The sequence below is a fragment of the Larkinella fluvii genome (assembly GCF_051857545.1).
Classification (GTDB): domain Bacteria; phylum Bacteroidota; class Bacteroidia; order Cytophagales; family Spirosomataceae; genus Larkinella.
Genome location: NZ_JBPZHB010000003.1, coordinates 385,587 through 405,542 on the forward strand (window position 1 = coordinate 385,587; position 19,956 = coordinate 405,542).

The 19,956-nt window shown below is 51.9% G+C and carries 20 protein-coding genes; 10 read left to right on the forward strand and 10 right to left on the reverse strand.

Annotated elements, in window-relative coordinates; translation table 11 throughout:
* Positions 1-7: 7 nt before the first annotated feature.
* Positions 8-931: a phosphate/phosphite/phosphonate ABC transporter substrate-binding protein gene (locus tag ACS5NO_RS09000; protein WP_439414832.1), complete on the forward strand. Its 924-nt coding sequence runs from the start codon at positions 8-10 to the stop codon at positions 929-931.
* Positions 932-943: 12 nt separating this feature from the next.
* On the opposite strand, the gene ACS5NO_RS09005 is transcribed toward ACS5NO_RS09000, so the two are convergent.
* Entirely contained in the window at positions 944-1,876 is a 933-nt protein-coding gene (locus ACS5NO_RS09005; protein ID WP_439414833.1) for a sugar phosphate isomerase/epimerase family protein, read from the reverse strand.
* Between the two features lie 291 nt (positions 1,877-2,167).
* Between ACS5NO_RS09005 and ACS5NO_RS09010 the strand changes: the two genes are divergently transcribed.
* Entirely contained in the window at positions 2,168-4,195 is a 2,028-nt protein-coding gene (locus tag ACS5NO_RS09010) for a caspase family protein (protein WP_439414834.1), read from the forward strand.
* A gap of 31 nt (positions 4,196-4,226) precedes the next feature.
* Here ACS5NO_RS09010 and recG read toward each other — a convergent pair whose 3' ends face one another.
* A complete protein-coding gene (recG, locus tag ACS5NO_RS09015; RefSeq protein WP_439414835.1) occupies positions 4,227-6,329 on the reverse strand; it encodes an ATP-dependent DNA helicase RecG in 2,103 nt (700 codons plus the stop codon).
* Between the two features lie 226 nt (positions 6,330-6,555).
* Between recG and ACS5NO_RS09020 the strand changes: the two genes are divergently transcribed.
* Together ACS5NO_RS09020 and ACS5NO_RS09025 are read left to right on the forward strand one after the other, a co-directional pair.
* Complete coding sequence (locus ACS5NO_RS09020) at positions 6,556-8,964, forward strand: T9SS type B sorting domain-containing protein (RefSeq protein ID WP_439414836.1); 2,409 nt, start codon at positions 6,556-6,558, stop codon at positions 8,962-8,964.
* A 176-nt stretch (positions 8,965-9,140) separates the two neighbouring features.
* A complete protein-coding gene (locus tag ACS5NO_RS09025) occupies positions 9,141-9,611 on the forward strand; it encodes a response regulator (RefSeq protein ID WP_439414837.1) in 471 nt (156 codons plus the stop codon).
* Here the strand turns inward: ACS5NO_RS09025 and ACS5NO_RS09030 are convergent.
* From ACS5NO_RS09030 to rplU, 5 genes are all read right to left on the reverse strand, one after another.
* Positions 9,597-10,781: an OmpA family protein gene (locus tag ACS5NO_RS09030; RefSeq protein WP_439414838.1), complete on the reverse strand. Its 1,185-nt coding sequence runs from the start codon at positions 10,779-10,781 to the stop codon at positions 9,597-9,599. The genes ACS5NO_RS09025 and ACS5NO_RS09030 overlap by 15 nt on opposite strands.
* Before the next feature lie 12 nt (positions 10,782-10,793).
* Complete coding sequence (locus tag ACS5NO_RS09035) at positions 10,794-12,236, reverse strand: DUF5723 family protein (RefSeq protein WP_439414839.1); 1,443 nt, start codon at positions 12,234-12,236, stop codon at positions 10,794-10,796.
* A gap of 110 nt (positions 12,237-12,346) precedes the next feature.
* Positions 12,347-12,949 carry a NifU family protein gene (locus ACS5NO_RS09040; protein WP_439414840.1) on the reverse strand — a complete coding sequence of 201 codons (603 nt, stop codon included), beginning with the start codon at positions 12,947-12,949 and terminating at the stop codon, positions 12,347-12,349.
* Between the two features lie 153 nt (positions 12,950-13,102).
* A complete protein-coding gene (rpmA, locus tag ACS5NO_RS09045) occupies positions 13,103-13,414 on the reverse strand; it encodes a 50S ribosomal protein L27 (protein WP_439414841.1) in 312 nt (103 codons plus the stop codon).
* Positions 13,415-13,529: 115 nt separating this feature from the next.
* Entirely contained in the window at positions 13,530-13,841 is a 312-nt protein-coding gene (rplU, locus tag ACS5NO_RS09050; protein ID WP_138990084.1) for a 50S ribosomal protein L21, read from the reverse strand.
* A gap of 279 nt (positions 13,842-14,120) precedes the next feature.
* On the opposite strand from rplU, the gene ACS5NO_RS09055 reads away from it, so the two are divergent.
* The 3 genes from ACS5NO_RS09055 (at position 14,121) to ACS5NO_RS09065 (ending at position 16,332) form a co-directional block, all read left to right on the forward strand.
* Complete coding sequence (locus ACS5NO_RS09055; RefSeq protein WP_439414842.1) at positions 14,121-14,750, forward strand: thioredoxin family protein; 630 nt, start codon at positions 14,121-14,123, stop codon at positions 14,748-14,750.
* 145 nt (positions 14,751-14,895) lie between these two features.
* On the forward strand, positions 14,896-15,411 hold the full coding sequence (locus ACS5NO_RS09060; RefSeq protein ID WP_439414843.1) for a sll1863 family stress response protein: 516 nt from the start codon (positions 14,896-14,898) through the stop codon (positions 15,409-15,411).
* A 225-nt stretch (positions 15,412-15,636) separates the two neighbouring features.
* On the forward strand, positions 15,637-16,332 hold the full coding sequence (locus tag ACS5NO_RS09065) for a DUF3291 domain-containing protein (protein ID WP_439414844.1): 696 nt from the start codon (positions 15,637-15,639) through the stop codon (positions 16,330-16,332).
* Here ACS5NO_RS09065 and ACS5NO_RS09070 read toward each other — a convergent pair.
* Together ACS5NO_RS09070 and ACS5NO_RS09075 are read right to left on the reverse strand one after the other, a co-directional pair.
* The gene (locus tag ACS5NO_RS09070) at positions 16,327-17,019 is read right to left on the reverse strand and encodes a YjjG family noncanonical pyrimidine nucleotidase (RefSeq protein WP_439414845.1); all 693 of its coding nucleotides are present in this window, start codon (positions 17,017-17,019) and stop codon (positions 16,327-16,329) included. The genes ACS5NO_RS09065 and ACS5NO_RS09070 overlap by 6 nt on opposite strands.
* 64 nt (positions 17,020-17,083) lie before the next feature.
* Positions 17,084-17,389, reverse strand: coding sequence for a (2Fe-2S) ferredoxin domain-containing protein (locus ACS5NO_RS09075; RefSeq protein ID WP_138990079.1), 306 nt, complete (start codon positions 17,387-17,389; stop codon positions 17,084-17,086).
* 406 nt (positions 17,390-17,795) lie between these two features.
* Here ACS5NO_RS09075 and ACS5NO_RS09080 point away from each other — a divergent pair, with 406 nt between their 5' ends.
* From ACS5NO_RS09080 to nth, 3 genes are all read left to right on the forward strand, one after another.
* The gene (locus ACS5NO_RS09080; RefSeq protein WP_114405445.1) at positions 17,796-18,395 is read left to right on the forward strand and encodes an RNA polymerase sigma factor; all 600 of its coding nucleotides are present in this window, start codon (positions 17,796-17,798) and stop codon (positions 18,393-18,395) included.
* On the forward strand, positions 18,370-18,606 hold the full coding sequence (locus tag ACS5NO_RS09085; protein ID WP_150876519.1) for a hypothetical protein: 237 nt from the start codon (positions 18,370-18,372) through the stop codon (positions 18,604-18,606). The genes ACS5NO_RS09080 and ACS5NO_RS09085 overlap by 26 nt, the downstream gene beginning before the upstream one ends.
* 140 nt (positions 18,607-18,746) lie before the next feature.
* Positions 18,747-19,400 (forward strand): endonuclease III, encoded by a 654-nt coding sequence (gene nth / locus ACS5NO_RS09090; protein WP_439414846.1) that lies wholly within the window; start codon positions 18,747-18,749, stop codon positions 19,398-19,400.
* Between the two features lie 75 nt (positions 19,401-19,475).
* Here nth and ACS5NO_RS09095 read toward each other — a convergent pair whose 3' ends face one another.
* Entirely contained in the window at positions 19,476-19,895 is a 420-nt protein-coding gene (locus ACS5NO_RS09095) for a nucleoside-diphosphate kinase (protein WP_114405442.1), read from the reverse strand.
* Between the last annotated feature and the right edge of the window lie 61 nt (positions 19,896-19,956).

Sequence of the window (19,956 nt, forward strand, 5' to 3'; positions counted from 1 at the left end):
ACGCTGTATGAATCCTGTTTTGCTCCGAATCCGGCTGATCGTCCTGATTCAATGGTTTGTTTTTCCGGCGTTTTGCCAGACGCCGAAACTAACACTGGCCACATATACTTACGCCGACAACAACCGCCTGGGCAATATTCAGCCCCTGGCCGATATCCTGAGTCAGACACTGGGAATGCCGGTTCAGACCAGAAGTTATGAGAATGTGGCCGGGTTCATTGCCGGTATCGAGGCCGGTGAAGTCGATATTGCCCTCATCAGTACGTTTGGGTATTTGCTGCTCATTAACCGGGGGGCCAGCCCCTATACGCCGGTAGCGGCATTGCAGGTGCCGCCCGGTGTGCGCGACAACTACAAAACCGCCCTCATTGCCCACGCATCGTTGCCGATCAACCGAATGGCCGATCTGACGAAACAGGCTGCTCAGTATCGCATGACCTTTGTGAGCGAAACCTCCACCTCCGGCAACCTCATTCCGCGCGCCTATCTGTACGCCAACGGCCTACCGGAACCCGAGCGTCAGTTTAAGGCGGTCGCGTTCAGTAAAACCCACGCCAACGGATTGACGCAGGTGCTGGAGCGGAAAACCGATCTGGCGGCTTTTGGCAGTGAAGAGTACCACAAAGCCGTTCGGAAAGATTCGACATTGAAAAACCGGATTAAAATGGTCTGGGAGTCGGAGGAGATACCGCTGGGGCCAGTCTTGCTGAAAAACACGCTGGACATTTCGTTGCAGAAAAAGATCACGGACGTTCTGTTAGCGTTGCACACCGAAAACCACGCTGCGTTGGTGGCGCTGCGTTCGGGCTGGTCGGAAGCCCGGCAAGCCGAGAAATTTCGGCCCATCGACCGGGCTTTTTACCAATCGTATCAGCAACGAATCGGCGCTCCGAAGACGCTGATCGAGCAGTTTGCCAATTTAATCCGGTGACGGCTTTTTTCACTACGCCAGCGGAATCCCCGCTTCGGTCGCTTTGCGGATAACGAATTGCCGGGCTTCGTCGTATTCTTCCGGGGTGCGGAGGTGTTCGAGCATAAAGGGGACTTCCTGCGGTAAGGCGGTGACATTTCGGATGTAGGCAACGTAATCAAGCGTTCCGCGACCCGGCATGGTTTCGGCAAAATGGACATCCTTGCCGTGGACATCCTTGGCATGAACTGCCACAATCCAGCGCCCTAACGTGCGGAAAGTCTCGTTGATCAGGGCCGTGTTGTTGTAAAACCGTTCGGGCGTGTTGATGATGTTGGCGATGTCGACGTGTGCGCCAAAAGCCGGGCGGTCGATGGCTTTGATGAATCTCAGGTATGAATCCGGCCCGTCGGGCAAACTCCAGCCCATCATTTCCAGCGCAAATTTGGCGGTTTTCGGTTTTACGGCATCGATGACCTTCCGGCAGTTTTCTACCGTCGCATCGAAGTATTCTTTCGTTAGGTTGCGGGCATCCGGGCCATCCCACTGCTTCGGGTTGTAGGAACCGGCGATGTTGACGCAGGTCAGCGCCCCGATCTCTTCGGCCAACGCCAGGCGCTCGGTGACATAGGCCAGGTTTTTTCTCCGTTTTTCGGTATCCAGATCCAACATGTTAACCCAGGCTCCCACTTCGGCGATGAGAACGTTCTGCTCCGCAAAAACCTTCCGAATGGCGGCAATTTTGGCGGTTTCCGTCAGCTTGACCGCCGGAACATAGGCCGAGCTGTAGTGCAGCCGCCGGTGTTCGCGGGCCAGTTCCTCCGGGTCGTCGCTTTTCAGAAAGATGGGGCCGCCGAGCCGCAGCGGTTTTGGGGCTGTTTTCAAAACCGGTAGCGGTGGAACGAGCAGACTGCCCACCATCAGGGTGGAGGATTGTAGGAAGTGGCGACGGGAGAGGGGTTTCATTCGATTTTTTGGGGTAAATATATAAGGATTGGGGTAAATGTGATTTTGTTACCATTTATGCCTTTTTTTTCAATTCAGATGATAACTTATTGCCTGATTGGGCATTTTTAGCTGACGGTGTTTGATGGAGTTTGTTTCTGATCGGTTCTCTTTTCGCCGGTTTAGGTCTTTGTAACCATACTACCCATCTAACAGACGCCTGTTGTTTAAGTCGGAACTTTGAAGCGAAATGAAAGCATGTTGAAACTAGATAGAAAAACAATTGTCACCCTACTGTGGCTTTTTATCAGTGTGTTTGAATGCATACCACCTGCCCAGGCGCAGAAAAATGAAGCAAAAAGGTATACGGATTTGATGGAACTGGGCGTTGCCGCTTTTCAGAAAAAAGACTTCACGGCCGCTATCCGATACATGTCGGAAGCTGGTAGCCTCATGCCAAATGACACCATTGCCCCACTTTACACCGGAATTGCCGCTCAACAACTAAAAGATGAGCCAACCGCAAAAAAACAATTTGAAAAATACGTTGCGCTTGGAGGGCGGGATGCTGCAGTTTTTTACACCTTGTCATCGTTTTATAAAGCCGATCAGGACTATGAAAAGGCCCTTTCTACGCTCGACAAAGCCATTGCCATCCACCCCGCTAACCGGGATCTTGCCAACGAACGAATCAATATTTTTTTGACTTCCAATCGGATCGATGAGGCAATTGACGATTTAAAAAAGGCGGTTGAGCGAAATCCGAACGATGTACAAAGTCTCGTTAATCTTTCCATCATCTACACGAATAGGGCTACTAAAACGGACGAGGAAGTTGGCAAACTGGAAATTGAGACCAAGAAAGAAAGCGATCTGGGGAAACAACTGGCGGATACGAAAAAAACGCTGGACGTCTATCTGACTGAGCAGAAGCGACTCAATGCGCTTCTCAGGAAACAACCCCAAAATGCCGAATTGAAACGTCAACTAGGCACGGTAAAACAACGCATTACTGATAATCAAGCTACAATCGTTCAACTGGAAGCGAATGACCAATCGGCCATGCACGCTTCAGCCGCGTTGGAATCTGGCAGACGGCTGGCGGAGGTCAGGGAGAAATATGTCGGAGAAAAAAAACTGGAAAAAGCTTATCTGACCCGCGCGCTAGCCCTTGATCCTGGTAATTACGATGCCAATTTCAACATGGGCGTCTGGTATTTTAACCAGGCTGTTAAACTTAAAAAAGTAGTCGATGGTATGAATTTGGCGGAGTATGCCCAGTATGGCAAACGGATAGAAGGGCAGGTATGCGGCACATTCAAAAAGGTAGTGCCGTATTTTGAACGGGCCAGAGAGACCAAAAGTACAGAAGCTGATCTGAACGAGCATTTAACCAATCTGCAAAACATCCTGAAGCAGTTTGAGGAGAAAAAAGTGGCTTGTGTCATGCCCATCGGCGACGAACCATTTTTGACCGCAATACCCGCCGACCCCGTTGCACAGCGCCCTCCCGAGTCTAAACCAACTACCACGCCGGGCCCAAAACCGGGCCAGACCATCCCTACTACCACGACGGCTGCCCGGCAACCGGTCAATGCGAAACCCGATAGGCCGACTGAACCACCAACTAACCAAGCCGTTGTCGTAGCCTTTCCCCGACGCTTTGCGCTCGTGGTCGGCAACTCCGCTTACCAGAATGGGTCGTCGCTGGAAGGAATGCCCGTCAATGATGCCACTGATATCGCCGATCGGCTGCGCGCGCTGGGTTTTTTGGTGACGCTGGTGACGAATTCCACCAAATCCACGCTTGAAACAAGCATCGGTCAGTTCAATCAACAGCTTAAAAACGCCGATGTCGCGCTTTTTTTCTATGCCGGACACGGTATTGAATTCGATAATCACAACTACCTGATTCCGGTGGATGCAAAGCTGACGGATCCGGACGATGTGGATCTGCAGGGGGTCGATGTGCAGAAACTGATCGACCGGATGCGCCGGAATACCCATGCGGCTTTTAATGTGATTATCATGGATGCCTGCCGCGATAACCCGTTTAAATCCTTCAGCCGGGGCGGTTCCCGGGGGTTTAAACCCGTTGGTGATCTTTCCGGCGAAGGCAATATGTATCTGGCAATGGCAACCGGCTGGGGAAACGTTGCCGAAAATAGTTCCGGAAGAAATGGCGTATACACCCGTTCGCTGCTCAACCACCTTCGGTCGGGCGAAGTGCTGGATGATGTCTTATTACGCACACAGATTGAGGTGAAACGGCAAACCAAAAACCGGCAAAATCCGCAAGTTGTTACCGAAATGGCGCAGGAAATCAAGTTGAAATTCTGATAAAAACTGTGCAGATCTTGATCTGCGGACGCTAACTAATCCGGCTCCAGTTCGTTTCGTCTGCCCGCTGCATTTCTACCTGGTTTCGAATCGGGGCGTGCTGGGGTAAAATCAAATCCGGATCTTCGTCCAGAATCTGTTGCGCCGACTCCCGGGCCGCCATCAGAATGGCACCATCTTTGGCCAGGTCGGCCAGAATCAGGTCGGCAATGCCGCTTTGCTGCGTGCCGGAGAGATCGCCGGGACCACGAAGCTGGAGGTCCACGTCGGCAATTTCAAAACCGTTGTTGGTTTTCACCAGCGTCTCGATGCGGGTGCGGGTTTCCTTCGAGAGTTTATAATCCGTCATCAGAATGCAGTACGATTGCTCGGCACCCCGCCCGACGCGCCCCCGCAACTGGTGCAACTGCGCCAGTCCGAACCGCTCGGCACTTTCGACTACCATCACGCTGGCATTTGGTACATTCACCCCGACCTCGATCACGGTTGTAGCCACCATGATTTTGGTCTCGCCCTTCACAAACCGGTCCATTTCAAAATCCTTGTCGTAGCCAGTCATCCGACCGTGCAGTACGCCGATGGGATGATTCGGAAACGCCCGCGTGATGCTTTCGTGCCCATCCATGAGGTCCTTGAAGTCCAGTTTTTCCGATTCTTCGATCAATGGATACACGATGTAAATTTGCCGCCCCTGCTCAATTTGCTGCCGGATGAACCCGAACACTTCCAGCCGGTGGGTATCGTACCGATGAACAGTTTTGATCGGCTTCCGACCCGCCGGGAGTTCGTCGATCACCGACAGATCGAGGTTGCCGTAAAGTGTCATCGCCAGCGTCCGCGGAATGGGCGTGGCTGTCATGACCATCATGTGCGGGTAAATCTCCTGGTTTTTGTTCCAGAGCCGGGCGCGCTGGGCCACGCCAAAGCGGTGTTGCTCGTCGATGATGCACAACCCGAGGTTCTTGAACTGCACCACGTCTTCCAGCAGCGCGTGCGTGCCGACGATGATGTGCATCATACCGCTCTGCAACTGGTCATGGATGATCCGGCGGCCTTTGGTGCGGGTCGAGCCCGTCAGCCGCCCAATGGTCAGGCCCAGTTGGTCGGCAAACACTTTCAGTCCGTAGTAATGCTGGTCGGCCAGAATTTCGGTCGGGGCCATGATGCAGGCCTGTGCGCCGTTGTCGATGGCCATGAGCATGGCAATGAAGGCGACGATCGTTTTGCCGCTGCCGACGTCGCCCTGCAACAGCCGGTTCATCTGTTTTCCGCTGACCAGATCGCCGTGAATTTCGCGCAAAACCCGCTTCTGGGCATCGGTTAGTGAGAACGGCATGAACTCCTTATAAAACCGGTTCAGCAGCGTCATGTTCCGGAATACCTGGCCGGGGTATTCGGTTTTGTGAATCAGCTTGTTTTTGATCAGCCGCAACTGGTTGTAAAACAGTTCTTCGAACTTCAGCCGCCGTTCGGCCTGTTTGAGCCAGGCCTGGCTTTTGGGCAAATGGATGTTCTCAATCGCGTCGGCTTTCGAAATCATCCGGTATTTTTCCAGCAGCGAATTGGGCAACGTTTCGTGAATATGCGGATACGCTATTTCGAGCAACTGCTGCATCATGCGCGCAATCAGCTTGCTGTCGACCCGCATCCGGCGCAGCTTTTCGGTCAGGTTATAAATCGGATGAAACGTGCTGCCCTGCTCATTTTCAGCCGTCAAGGGATCGAGTTCCGGGTGGGTGATGCTGTATTTGCTGCCAAAAGCAATGGGTTTTCCGTAGGCGATGTATTCGGCACCGGGGCGCAGAAATTTCTCAAAATGTGAAATGCCCTGAAAAAAAACCAGATCCATCGAACCGGTATGGTCGGTAAACTCTGCCACCAGCCGTTTCTTGGGGCCTTCACCGATTATCGCCCAGTCGCGAATGCGGCCGATGACCTGAGCCGCCGGGAGGGCTTCCGAGAGTTCAATGATGGTGGTAAACCGGGTGCGGTCTTCGTGCCGGAATGGGTAATATTGAATCAGATCCCGGTACGTAAAAATGTTGAGTTCGGTATTGAGTAACGACGCCCGCTGAGGGCCTACACCCTTCAAATAGTCAATTTTTGTGTCGAAAAACGTTACGCGCTCAGTCATACCCTCAATTTGTTGAACAACTCCGCCAGGGCGGAATGGTTCGGGAGTTAGCCATGTGGTTAACCAAAACTACAAAATTTCGTAAAAGATACTGTTTTTCGGATGAGTTGATACCAATCTGTCGCTTGAAATCAGGGAATAAAGGGCTGAAAATGAAAATTTTTAGAACGATTCTTTTAACTTCTGCCATAATGGCTTACTTTTTGTAAGAATATACCGGGATAGCATGTGGTCTATGGCTCAACGGAATACGATTCTTTTATTTCTGGTGTTCATCGGCTTAAGTCGTTGGGCATCAGCTTCACACATTGTCGGCGGTAACGTCCGGCTTACTGCCGGGGCAGCCCCGAACCAATACACCCTGTCGCTGGATTTGTTCATCGACGAACAAAACAGCCGGGCGGGCGACATCAAACCAAGCCTCAAACTGGCCATTTACCGCCGACGGGACAATCTGAAAATGGGTGAGTTCGAACTCCCCCTACTCAGTGAGCAGGCGCTGGCCGTTTCCAATCAGGCCTGTGCGCAACTTCGGCCCCTGAAACTTCGCGAAATCATTTACAGCAAAGCCATTGAACTGTCTGGCGATCGTTTCGACGACCCGGACGGCTATTACGTCGTCCACGGTGTATGTTGCCGCAGCGGAGCCATCGATAACATCGTTCAGGCCGACGAGTCGGGCATGGTTTTTTACCTGGATTTTCCACCTATCAAAACCGTCCCGAATTCCTCACCGGTTTTTTCGGTCCCCACGGGCGAGTACGCCTGCAAGGGACAGCCGTTCACCTTCAGCTTCAAAGCCACTGACGCCGATGGCGATCAATTGAAATATTCGATTGTCACGCCCTACAAAGGTTTTACAAATCAAGGTGTTGCCTTTGACAACCAGCCCAGTTCGACCTATCCGACCGTCGGGTGGAAAGCCGGGTTCAGTGCGGCCAGTTCCGTACCCGGTACGCCGGGTCTTCAGGTCAACGCCGAAACCGGGGTGCTCACCGTAACGGCCAGTCAGGTTGGCCTGTTTGCTTTTGCGGTTTTGTGCGAAGAATACCGGGATGGAAAACGGATCGGTTCCGTTCGGCGGGATTTTCAACTGGCCGTTGTCGATTGCCCCAATAACACACCACCCGCACCAACGATTACGCTGGAAAAAGCCCCGGAAAATGCCGTGATCGGCAAGGCGGCAGATGGCACCATTTCGAGCATATCGGCCTGCCAGGGTCAAAGCGTAACCCTCAAAACCGACGTTTCCCCCACCTGGTCGTTTCAGTGGCAACGCGATGGTATCAATCTGCCGGGCGATACGCTGGCTACGCTGGTGGCCAGAGAATCCGGGAATTATACGGTGGTTAAACAATTCCGGAACACCTGCGGGAAGCCCAGCCCGGCGCAAACCAGCGTGAAAGTTGACCTGTCGGAAGCCGAAACCCTGAAGCTGACCGCGACGGGGCCGACAACCTTCTGCGACGGAAAATCCGTTATCCTGAAAGCGCCTGAAGGCCCGTATTCGTACGCATGGTTCAAAGATGACCGCGTGTTCCCGGGGGCCAGCGAGCCGGATTATCAGCCGCACGAAACCGGTGAATACAAGGTTCAGATCACGAGTGCCATTACCGGCTGCGTCGTCACCGACAGCGTCATGGTTCGGGTGAAGCCCAAACCGCAGGCGTCGATTGTGCCCCCGGCATTGACGACGGCCTGTTCCGGCGATACCATCCGGTTGAACGCCATCACCCGCCCGACCTATACCTACCAGTGGGCCAATACCGGAACCCTCATCGATCAGGAAGCCGGAGCGTCGCTGGCGGTCACACAAGCCGGTCATTATGTGTTAACCGTTACCGACACCAACCAGTGCCAGGCCACTTCCGAAGAGGTTCTGCTGCAATTTAAAACCGCGCCCACCGTCACAATGTCGGCTTTGCCCGCCATTTGCGAAAATGCCACCGCTCGCCTGACGCTGAGTGCCGAACCCGGTGGCGGAACGTTTGCCGGTGTAGGAAAGGCCGCTGCGGGTGTTTCGGGTCTGGAATTTGATCCGGCCAAAACCGGGCCGGGTCAGTTTGTAATTACCTACACGCTGTCGATGCCGGGCAATACTTGTCCGGGCCGGGCGCAACAGACGGTGGTCGTGCATCAGGCGCCGACCATAACCGTTGCCGACGCGACGGTTCGCCGGGGCAGCGAGGTTCAATTGAACAAAAACAGCATCGATTCGCTCCGGTATTACTGGACACCCTCTATCGGATTGAGCAGTCCGGTGGCTTCCCAGCCTTTTGCGAGCCCCGATACTACCACCACGTATCGGGTGAGAGCCACTACCCCTCAGGGCTGTGAATATACCACCCGGCTGACGGTGACGGTGGTGACGGCCCTTTTTATCCCGGATGCTTTTACGCCCAACAACGACGGAATGAATGACCATTGGGTGATCCGGGGAATCAGCGATTATCCTGATTGTCAGGTTGAAGTATACAACCGCTGGGGCAACCCGGTTTTTGTTTCCCAGGGCTATTCGCAGCCGTGGGATGGCAAGAGCGCAGGGCAGGATTTGCCCCCGGCGGTCTACCATTACGTGATTAAACCCGGTGATTCGCAGCCCCACCGGAGCGGCAGTTTGCTGATTACCCGGTAAAAGGCGAAACCATCATTGAATCGCTTCAGAACAGCCAGAATAGCCGCCTGCTGACCGGTTTCCGGGAGATTTTGTTTAGTTTTTCTTCCACATTTTTCGTTTTTTGATTGAATGGGCTTAACCATTGCCCATGATTGCCGATTTTTGGCGCTTCTTGTGAACGAAAATTGGATCGCATGGAAGCACAGTATACTAATTCTGAGAGTAGACCAACGGTTTTGTTGGTAGATGACGACGAAGAGGACCGGATGTTGATGCGAATGGCGCTTGAATCGATGGAAATGGCGACTCCGATTCGGGAGTTTGACAGTGGAGAGCGGCTGTTAAGTTTTATGGAGCAGGAAGGCGATTCGCCGGCTGCACTGCGTTCATGGATCATCATTCTGGATAAGTATATGCCGGGCCTGAGCGGATTCGACACGCTGCGGGAAATCAAGGGAAAACCGGTCTGGCAACGTATCCCGGTGGTCTTGTTTGTCAATACCCAGAACCAGGGCGAGATGGAACTGTGCGTCGACCTCGGCGCCACGGTTTGTATCAGTAAACCCCTTTATTTTGAAGAGATTAAAGAGCTGATGCGGCAGGTCTACCAGCATTGGCTGGCGTTGACGTCGGCATCATCGACCAACAATTTATCCGTCCAGTAACCGCACTTCGACCCGCCGGTTTTTCCGTTTATTCTCTTCCGTGTCGTTGGCCGCAATGGGTTTCGTCTGGCCGTATCCTTTGAAACGAAGGCGGTTTTCGGCAATACCGTTGGTCGTCAGGTAGGTTGTAATGACCCGGGCGCGGTTTTCGGAAAGCGCCAGATTCAGCCGGGGGTCGCCCACGTTGTCGGTATGGCCCGAAATCTCAATTCGCAAACCCGGCCGGCTTTTCAGCAGAGCCACCAACTGATTCAATTGGGTGTAGGATTCGGGGCGCAGCAAATAACTGCTCTGGTCGAAATAAACGTTGTTGAGCGTAACGGTTTTGCCCGTCGTCAGCGTTGCCAAATCCGTATTGACCGGGGCGGTTCCTGTCGCTGGTTTGGCTTCCGGCACCACCGGTTTGGTCTCGGCAACGACCGGGGGAGCCATTGGCTTTGTGCTGGGTGTCGACACCACCGGGGGCGAAGTCGTCGCGGGGGGCGTCACCACCGGCGGGGTGGTGGCTGGCATAACTGGCTCGGCTGTGGGCTGCGTTTCGGCAGCAACCGGATTTTTAGCCCGTTGCAACCGGATCGTAATATCGTGCTGGTCTTTCACATCGACCGTATACTCGTAGGGCTGATAGCCGTCGACCTCCACGGTAAACCGGATTTTTTGCCCGAATTCCGCCAGAAACGTAAAACGTCCTTCGCGCGGTGGACCGGTCATAATCACCCGTTTTCCGTTAAATTCCTGAATCTGAACATTCAGCTTCTGCCGGATGAGTTGCTTGGTATCGTAGTCGATCACGGTGACATTCACGGGCGATTCGGCTGAAACCTCGCGTTCCATTTCCAGCACGATGGTTTGCTGGGATTGTTCCGGGTCCGTTACGCGGTCGAGACGAAGAGTTTTCTGCGCCGGTCGGTAACCGGCATAATTGGCATCGAGCCGGTAGATGTTCCCGGCGGGTAGTGCTACCGTGTAGGAGCCCAATTGCAGCGTACCGCGTTGGACTTTCCTGGTTTTTTCGTTAGTAATGGTCAGGGTTGCCGGAAGCAGGCGGCCGCTGCGGTCTTTCGTTTCAATCCGAACAGTGTATTCTTCCACCGGATTGGTTTGTCCGGCACCAACTACGGCCTGTAGCGTCAGGAGCAGGGAAAGAATAAAAGCGTTAAAACCTTTCATTTCGCTTGAAGACTACGGTTTTCGGCGACGGCTGCCCAGGGCCAGCCCGGCATAGACATCGGCCCCGCGCGGACGCAATTTATTGGAATTACTGCCAATCATCCCAAACAAGTTATCGGTTCCCAGAAAAACCGGCCCCACGCGGACGGAAGCCCCCGCCATGAAGGCGTTATTGAGAAACACCAGCGGAATGGCCACGCCAACTGTCGAGGTTTCGAGCCGGGGCGTTATCGCAACCAGCGAGGGCTGGCGGATGGCAATTGCGTCTTTAGCCCGCAAATCCTGGAGTAAAGTCCCCGTCAGGTAGAAGCCCCGCCCGATGTTGATGTCTGCATTGAGAGAAAGTGCCGTTGGCAATCCGGACGTAAACCGCCCGGTGTTGTTGGCTTCGGTCAGATTCAGTTCATCCCGTACCACTTCGGCAATGCCTTCGCTGCCTTTGGCGTTGATGAAGTCGTCGGAGGTAAATTGCTGGTTGGTGGTGTTGATCGAATACCGTTGGACGTACCGGTTATCCTCGTACCGGATGGTGCCAATATCCATCAACGCTACCCCTAAACGGAGCGCATACTGGTCCGGGTCATCGGCCGATTTAAGCTGGTACGATAGGCCAATGTCGGCTCCCCAACCTCTGCCGGGATTGTTGCCGTCGAAAAACTGACGCAGGCTGACCGACCGCCCCTGATCCTGCAAATAGGTCGTGTAGCCCAGTTCGGCGTTGAGCTGATCGACCTGCATGTAATAGGAACCCGTGTTGGCGGTATCCGACAAAACGCGGTAAGACAGCCCCTTGTTATTCAGAAAACCGGCCGTGATGCCCTGCAGGCGTTTCACCGTGACGCCAATCGAAAGCTGTTGATACTCGTCCTGAATGAGGGCTGCCGCCAGGGTCAGCCCGACTTCGGCGTAGGTGTTGGTGTTGATACTGAACTGGTTATCCTTGTTCGGAATGTTGTAGAGTTGTTCATCCTGCAAACCCGCGCGCACCACCGACAGCAGCGATTCCGACGCGTTGCGGATCTGGGCCGTGGCCCGTAGCCGGGTTGTCAGCCCAATGGCCGCCCGACCGCCCAGTTGAAGCAGGAGAGACGGCCCGCGCAGATCGGTCCAGGCGGTGGCATTTTTGGGCTTTCCATTGGCAATTTCTTCCAGGTATTCGGGGCGGAATAAAACGGCTCCATCGGATAGTTTATATTGATCCGGCACCCGTTTCAGTGCAAGCGAAGAGAGCGAATAGGGAGCCTGGTAGCGAACGTAATTGTTGTCGATGTGGGCATTTCCGGCCCCCAGATTCAGGTAAAAACCGTATTTGGAGTCGGTCGCAAAAGCGGGATTCAGATAAAGGCTCTGGGTGCCACCGTAGGGACTGGGCGCGACACCCAGAAAATTTTGGGCCGCAACCGAAGAAGCAAACAGACAAATCAAGAATAAACAACGCAGCAGGCGCAACCCCATAAAAAGTGAAGAGTTAAAAGTTAAAAGTTATGAGTTAAGAATGAAGAGTTGGCTGACGCGAGCTGAATACACGTGCGTTAGCCAACTCTTCATTCTTAACTCATAACTCTTTAAACGCCTTCTGCTTCGACTTGTTTTACTTCGGGCACTAAACGCGTCAGGAGATTTTCGATACCGGCTTTCAAGGTCAGCGTGGAAGAGGGGCAACCGCTACAGGAACCTTGCAGCAATACCTTGACGGTACCGTCTTCGTCGTTGAAGGAGTGGAAGCTGATGGCGCCCCCGTCGGATTCAACGGCCGGGCGGATATACTGATCCAGAACGGACTTGATTTTTTGAATAGTCGGCGAATCCGCTTCCACTTTGGTGGTGTTGGTGTCGATGGTTTGCTGGGCAAAAACCGGTTTCTGGTCGTTGAAATACGCCCGGATGTATTGTTTAACCTCAATCAGAACATCTTCCCAGTCGGTTTGTTCGTCTTTCGTAACCGTGATAAAGTTGCTGGCAATAAACACCCGCTTCACGTAATCGAAGCCAAATAAGGCCACGACCAGGGGCGAATTTTTCCCGTTGATCAGGGCTTCCGACGCGTCGGCATAATCGAACGAAAGCCCTTCCGGTGCCAACGGAAAGTTTACCACGAACTTCATGGAGTTGGGGTTCGGGCTGCTTTCGGTATACAGCGATAAAGCAGGATATAACGTACTCGTCATTTTCGTAATCGTTTCAGTTGTGTATCAAAACCGCTACTGGGCAAACACCCGTCCGGATTGATTAGTTTACCAACAATAAAAAACCTGCCCGGTATTCCCAGACAGGTTTTTTAAATCGTTGTGAAACCGTCCGGAATCACAAAAGGTATTTGATTAAGCTACCGGAGCTTCGGCTACTTCCGCTGCCGGAGCGGCTTCTACCGCTGCCGGGGCTGACGTGACGATGCTCACGAATGAACGCCCACCTTTGCCTTTGCGGAAATGTACTGCGCCATCGACCAACGCAAACAGCGTGTGGTCACGGCCAATGCCGACGTTTTTGTCGGGGTGATGCTTGGTGCCGCGTTGACGAACGATGATGTTACCGGCAATGGCCGACTGACCACCGAACAGTTTCACACCCAAGCGTTTGCTCATCGAGTCGCGGCCGTTCCTTGAACTACCTACACCTTTCTTGTGCGCCATTTTTTTAGAAAGTTTACGGTTTACGGTTTATGGTTTACAGTTTCTGGTTAGCTAATACATCCGAGACAAGCACGGGTCAACCAACCGAAAACCGAAAACCGGGAACCGAAAACGATTATACAGTTATGTCTTCGATTAATACTTTGGTCAGATACTGACGGTGGCCATTTTTCTTCTTGTAGCCTTTCCGACGTTTCTTTTTAAAGACGATCACTTTTTCGCCTTTCAGGTGTTCCAGAATTTTGCCGGAAACCTGGGCGCCTTCGACGGTCGGGGCGCCTACCGAAATAGTCCCGTCATTATCGACAAGTAGTACCTTGTCGAACACAAGTGCAGCGTCCGTGTCGCCTTCTAACCGGTGGGTATAGACGTATCGGCCCTTTTCAACTTTAAATTGCTGCCCTGCGATCTCTACGATTGCATACATGATTGATACAGAAAATGTTGTTTCTCAGAAATGAGGTGCAAATATAGGAGTTTTTGTTTGAAAAAAGAAACCAGAACCTTCTATTCGCCAGAAATGTTAAATTAACAGGAAACGCACTGGTTATTTGTTGGTTAGCACGAATTTTGTGTAGCGTTTTCGGGTTAAACGGCTCGCGTAACGTAGGAGGGGCTGGCCGTCGGTTACCTGGCCGAAAGGGTGTATGGGTTCGGCATTGTATCGTCCTACGGAGAAGATTATTCCGACTTTAACTCGATTCGTATGAAAGCATGGATAAGCCTGCTTGCTGTGTTGATGATTGCGGCAGCAGCCACGTTTGCTCCGGCACCTCCTTTTGCCGGAGAGAAAGTATATGCCATTGGCGACGCCGTCGTGGATTTTAAGCTAAAAAATGTCGATGGTCGACTGGTTTCACTAAGCGATTATAAAAATGGGAGAGGGGTCATTCTGGTCTTTACGTCCAACCACTGCCCGTTTTCGAAAGCCTACGAAGAGCGCGTGATGGCGCTGGACCGAAAATACGCCGTGGCCGGTTTTCCGGTGATTGCCATTCAACCCAACGACCCGGGGGCCTACAGCGAGGATTCGTTTGAGAACATGAAAATCCGAGCGCAGGAAAAAAATTATTCATTCCCGTATTTGTCGGACGAAAGCCAGACCGTAGCCCACGCTTTTGGCGCCACCCGCACACCCGAAGCATTCATCCTGAAACGTGTTGGCGACCGGTTTACGGTCGAGTATACCGGCTCCATCGACGACAGTCCGCAGATTCCCTCGGGCGTGCGTCGGCGATATGTGGAGGACGCCGTCAATAACCTGCTGCTGGGCCGCCCCGTTGTTCTGACCACCACCAAAGCCATCGGCTGCGCCATCAAGTGGAAAAGCATTTGAGGAGTGGAGAATGAAGAGTTAAGAGTTAAGAGTTAAAAATTAAAAGTACTTTACGCGTCAGCCTACTTTTAACTCTTAACTCTTCATTCCTTTTGGCACTGCTTTTGACAAGGGCTGATTACAAACCAATCAATCAGTAAATCGTATGAAAAAGGTGATCATGACGTTCAAACAGATTCGTATGTTGGCCGGGGCTGCTTTCCTCGTGGCTTCGTTATCGCTGACGTCTTGTCAGAATGACGGGAAAAATGAATCCCGCACCGAAGATGCCATGGAAAAAACGGGTGAGGCCGTAGAGGCCGATGCCGAAGAAGCCGGTGATAAAATGGAAGCCAAAGGCGAAGAAGCGGCTGCCGATTTTCGGGAGGAACGCGACAAAGTAGTGGCTGATATTAAGGAAGAACAACGGGATCTGGATGCCCGTATCGATAAGTTAAAGGCTGATATGGAGCGCGAAGGGGCGGAAGCCAAGGCGAAATCCAAAGAAAAACTGGCCGAACTGGAAGAAGACCGGAAGGAACTGGGCCAGGATCTGGAAAACGCTCAGAACGCCACCGCAGCCGCCTGGAAAGATGTGAAAAAAGGGTTTAAGGAAGCGGGCAAAAGCATCGGCGATGCGTTTGACAAAGCCGGTGAAAAACTCGATAACGACAACAACTAATTTCAGTTAGGTAAGTAGAAAAGCCGCTCCAACCGCGCTGGTTGGGGCGGCTTTTTTGTGGAAAAATGTACACAGAGTGTTGGCGTAAATGAACAGTGTCCGGGAAAAAAGCGTTGGGGATTTGGTGGTTTTGGAAACCTGACAACTATTTTTTTTCAGGTCTTCAAAAAAAATACCTGGTGACAACCAGCGATCCGGTAGACGTATTTAACCCTCATAAGCCCTTTGATTGTAACGTTCACTTTGCTGCGGTATCCGGCGCGAAGCTGGTATCCGGCTTTTGCCAACATGGGCCGGTGGGTCATGCAGCCTTTTCGGGCGGAAGGGCTGCAGTTTCAGAAAATGATGGGTTGTGGACGAAACTTCGGCCTGATTCCGGACTTATCGGCCTACGTTTTTCTCGGCGTCTGGACGGACGAAAAAGCCGCCCGCTTGTTCTTTGAGTCAGACCGCTGGAAAACGCTCTGCAACAGTACGAAGGAGGTGGGAACCCTGTATATGAACCCGTTGCGGTCACACGGCGCGTGGGATGGACAAAATCCGTTTGAAGTGCCGGAGCCCTCGCGTTCGACCGGTTTTCCGGTGGCCGTGCTGACGCGTGCCACACTTCGGCTGGCGGCTTTACCCGATTTCTGGCGGCACATTCCGCAGGCCCGCCAACGCCTGAAAGCCCACACGAATGATCTGCTTCTGGCCATTGGCGTCGGTGAAAAACCGTTTACGCAACAATGCACGATCAGCGTCTGGAAGGACGAGAAAACCATCGATCAGTTTGCCTACCGGCAGAGCGGGCACAAAGAGGTGGTTCGGCTGACGCGCGAACGGCGGTGGTATTCGGAGGAACTGTTTGCCCGGTTTGCCGTCGTCGGAAGCGAAGGGACTTTTTCCGGGAAACCGCTCCTGCCGGAAACCGCTCTATAAGATCGTCATCAATTCTTTCAGGTGCTGGATTTCGTAAGTTGGTGCAACTCCTTCGATGGGCAGGCTGGCGGTGTTGTAATAGACCACGTCCATGCCCGCGTTCAGGGCTCCGCACACGTCGGCTTCGTAATTATCGCCAATCATCAGGCTTTCACCGAGCGAAGCGCCCGACACATTCAGCGCAAACTCGAAAATGCGTGGCTCCGGCTTTTTGGCTTCAGCTTTCTGAATGGTCACAATGTGCTGGAAGTAGTCGGTCAGGCCCGAACTGGCCATCTTCAAAGCCTGAATTTCGTCGAAACCGTTGGTGATGACGTGTAACTGATAGCGCTCTTTGAGGTAGTCCAGCACATCGACGGCCGATTCCATCAGGTGCGGTTTGCGGGGTAGCAGTTGCAGATAGGCCTCGTTCATCTGGTCACAAACGGAATGATCCGAAACGCCGACGGCATCCATAACCATCCGAAACCGGTATTTCCGAATGTCGGTATGCGTCAGCCGGTTGTTGTAAAAGTCGGACCAGAGCTGGTTGTTGATGGCAATAAAGTGGCGGTTAAACTCGTCGGCGGAGGCAATACCGGCCTCTGAGAGCCGGAATGTCTCATACAATTCAAAAATCGATTCCGTTGAGTTCCGGTCAAAATCCCAGAGGGTATGATCGAGGTCGAAAAAAAGATGTTTATACATGGCTGAGAAAGTCAGGGGTCAGAACGTACCACCGCCCGGCCGGTACGTTCTGACCCCTGAACTCTTAAAACGGGAGCACCAGTCGCTCCACCGGTTGATCATTGACGAGGTGGCTTTCTACAATTTCTTCGACGTCCGAAAGTTGTACATTGCCGTAATACGTTCCTTCCGGATACACCACCATCGACGGCCCCAGGGCGCAGGTGTCGAGGCAACCGGCGCGTTGGGCGCGGATATCAATTTGTAAACCGCGTTGTTTCAAGGCCTCCTTGAACGCATCGACGAGCGCCAGGCCGTGGGCTTCTCCGCAGCTTTTTTTGGGGGCTGGTTTTTGATTGGCACAAATAAAAACGTGTTTCTTAAATTTCATGAGAATGGATTCAATCGCACCGATGGCGAATTTCGTATATGAGTAAGAATTACAAAGTTCTGTTAAAAATCTCAGGAGTGCTACCCGAATTGTAAGGAAAGAATTTCGGCCGGTTTAAACCCTTTGGCATCATTTTGGGTCTATCCAGGTAGTTGGTTAAAAAAATACAAATGAATCATTGAATAAGGCAGAAATGTATAAATGATCAGGAATTAAAGTTTTTTTTACAATTCACACAATAAAGTGTTGTATTTTGACTGATTAGTATGAAAATAATTTTTCCGCCTATTGCAAAGTACAATGAAAATATTTTACTTTGAGACAACCAATCAGATCTTTCACTAAAAATCCCAACGCTCACACACTATCGATACAAAGCTCTACGTTACCTAACTGATTACTGAAAATGGACAAATTGCAGGTTAGCGACAGTGAGCTTATATCCCTGTACATCCGCGGTAGTGAAAAAGCCTTCGAAAAACTGGTTCAGCGCCACAAATCGAAAGTTTATACCACGATTTATCTGATTGTAAAGGACCAGTACGTTGCCGAAGACTTAATGCAGGACACCTTTATCAAGGCCGTTGAAACATTAAAATCCGGTAAGTACAACGAAGAGGGTAAATTTTTGCCCTGGATTATTCGGATCGCTCACAACCTGGCTATCGACTTTTTTAGGAAAGAAAAACGCTACCCCAATGTAGTGTTTGAAGATGGTAGTAATGTGTTTAATACGCTGGAATTTGCCGAAGACTCCATCGAGTCGGTGCAGATTCGGCAGGAAACACATGAACATCTGCGTGAGCTGATTCAACGGCTGCCCGAGCAGCAACGTCAGGTTCTGATTATGCGGCATTACGAGGAAATGAGTTTCCAGGAAATCGCCGATGCAACCGGAGTCAGTATCAATACGGCATTGGGGAGAATGCGTTATGCTTTAATTAATTTGCGTAAGCAGTTAAGCAAACGTTCCCCATACTATGATACAAATTTTTACCAACGATGACGTAATCCGGTATGTCTACGAAGAGACTTCCACCGAGGAAAACCTCTTGATCGAAGACGCCCTCATGGCAGAGCCGGAATTGATGAGCTTCTATTTAGATACGCTCGAAATCAAGTGTTTGATGAACAAAATCGAACGCAAGCCGGCCGAACGCACCGTTCAAAATATCCTGAATTATTCGAGAAATTACGCGGCAAACCCGTCAGCCTGATCCCGTTAGGCTGACGGGTTTCTGTTTTCTCTGATTACCCCTGATAATCTCTGATCCACTCTGTGTAATAATTTTTAAAGTTGTTACACAGAGGTGATCAGAGGAAATCAGAGTTGATCAGAGGGAGTTATCTTTGCTGTATGCTAAAGAAAGAACGGTTTCGCTATTTTCTCGATTACTTCATTACCCATTTCCCGGAACCGGAGACCGAATTGCATTACCGCAATCCGTATGAATTGCTGGTGGCGGTTATTTTGTCCGCCCAATGCACCGATAAACGGATCAATCAGGTGACACCGAAGCTGTTCGAACGGTTTCCTGAACCGGAATCGCTCGCGGCAGCGTCGGTCGATGAGGTGTTTGGTTACATTCGGAGTGTTTCCTATCCGAACAACAAGGCGAAGCACCTGGTGGGCATGGCAAAAGTGTTGACGGAGGAGTTTGGATCGGAAGTCCCGGCGAAAGTGGACGACCTGCAGAAAATGCCGGGGGTGGGTCGAAAAACCGCTCACGTCATTGCGTCCCTCATTTTTAATCAGCCGACGATGGCGGTCGATACCCACGTCTTCCGCGTGTCGCACCGGCTGGGATTGGTGCCTAAAACCGCTACGACGCCCCTGGCGGTTGAGCTGGCTTTGGTGAAATACATCCCGAAAGAATACGTCCCCAAGGCCCACCACTGGCTGATTTTGCACGGACGGTACGTGTGCGTCGCCCGATCACCGAAATGTTCGGAATGCGCCCTGACGCATTTTTGTCAATACTTCGAAAAATTGATGGGAACACGGATTTAGCGGATTGAACGGATAAAAAACAGATAAATCATTTTTAATCCGCTCCATCCGTTCAATCCACGTTCCCATTAGCAATTAGAACTGCTCGATACCTGCAAAGAAGAAATCGCCCTCGATTTTCGCGTTATCGTCGGAGTCCGAGCCATGAATGGCGTTGGCTTCGATCGACTTGGCAAACCGTTTCCGGATGGTTCCTTCTTCGGCCTGGGCCGGGTTGGTGGCACCAATCAGCTTGCGGAAATCAGCCACGGCATTGTCTTTTTCCAGAATCATCGGAATGATGGCTCCGGACGACATATAGGCGCACAGGTCGTTGTAAAAAGGGCGTTCGCTGTGAACGGCGTAAAACTGTCCGGCCCGCTCTTTCGTCAGCAGGGCTTTCTTTACGGCTACAATCCGAAATCCGGCTTCTTCGATCATTTGAATGATTGCACCGGAATTCCCCTCCGCCACGGCGTCGGGTTTAATCATCGTGAACGTACGGTTGGTCGTCATCAGGGAGTGAAACAAAATATTATTTGGCTCCAAAGGTATAAAGATTAGAGAACAATTCTTC

Coding starts and splice junctions, on each gene's coding strand:
- ACS5NO_RS09000 (WP_439414832.1), top strand. CDS start 8: ATGAATCCTGTTTTGCTCCGAATCCGGCTGATCGTCCTGATTCAATGG.
- ACS5NO_RS09005 (WP_439414833.1), bottom strand. CDS start 1,876: ATGAAACCCCTCTCCCGTCGCCACTTCCTACAATCCTCCACCCTGATG.
- recG (WP_439414835.1), bottom strand. CDS start 6,329: ATGACTGAGCGCGTAACGTTTTTCGACACAAAAATTGACTATTTGAAG.
- ACS5NO_RS09020 (WP_439414836.1), top strand. CDS start 6,556: ATGTGGTCTATGGCTCAACGGAATACGATTCTTTTATTTCTGGTGTTC.
- ACS5NO_RS09025 (WP_439414837.1), top strand. CDS start 9,141: ATGGAAGCACAGTATACTAATTCTGAGAGTAGACCAACGGTTTTGTTG.
- ACS5NO_RS09030 (WP_439414838.1), bottom strand. CDS start 10,781: ATGAAAGGTTTTAACGCTTTTATTCTTTCCCTGCTCCTGACGCTACAG.
- ACS5NO_RS09035 (WP_439414839.1), bottom strand. CDS start 12,236: ATGGGGTTGCGCCTGCTGCGTTGTTTATTCTTGATTTGTCTGTTTGCT.
- ACS5NO_RS09040 (WP_439414840.1), bottom strand. CDS start 12,949: ATGACGAGTACGTTATATCCTGCTTTATCGCTGTATACCGAAAGCAGC.
- rpmA (WP_439414841.1), bottom strand. CDS start 13,414: ATGGCGCACAAGAAAGGTGTAGGTAGTTCAAGGAACGGCCGCGACTCG.
- rplU (WP_138990084.1), bottom strand. CDS start 13,841: ATGTATGCAATCGTAGAGATCGCAGGGCAGCAATTTAAAGTTGAAAAG.
- ACS5NO_RS09055 (WP_439414842.1), top strand. CDS start 14,121: ATGAAAGCATGGATAAGCCTGCTTGCTGTGTTGATGATTGCGGCAGCA.
- ACS5NO_RS09060 (WP_439414843.1), top strand. CDS start 14,896: ATGAAAAAGGTGATCATGACGTTCAAACAGATTCGTATGTTGGCCGGG.
- ACS5NO_RS09070 (WP_439414845.1), bottom strand. CDS start 17,019: ATGTATAAACATCTTTTTTTCGACCTCGATCATACCCTCTGGGATTTT.
- ACS5NO_RS09075 (WP_138990079.1), bottom strand. CDS start 17,389: ATGAAATTTAAGAAACACGTTTTTATTTGTGCCAATCAAAAACCAGCC.
- ACS5NO_RS09080 (WP_114405445.1), top strand. CDS start 17,796: ATGGACAAATTGCAGGTTAGCGACAGTGAGCTTATATCCCTGTACATC.
- ACS5NO_RS09085 (WP_150876519.1), top strand. CDS start 18,370: ATGATACAAATTTTTACCAACGATGACGTAATCCGGTATGTCTACGAA.
- nth (WP_439414846.1), top strand. CDS start 18,747: ATGCTAAAGAAAGAACGGTTTCGCTATTTTCTCGATTACTTCATTACC.
- ACS5NO_RS09095 (WP_114405442.1), bottom strand. CDS start 19,895: ATGACGACCAACCGTACGTTCACGATGATTAAACCCGACGCCGTGGCG.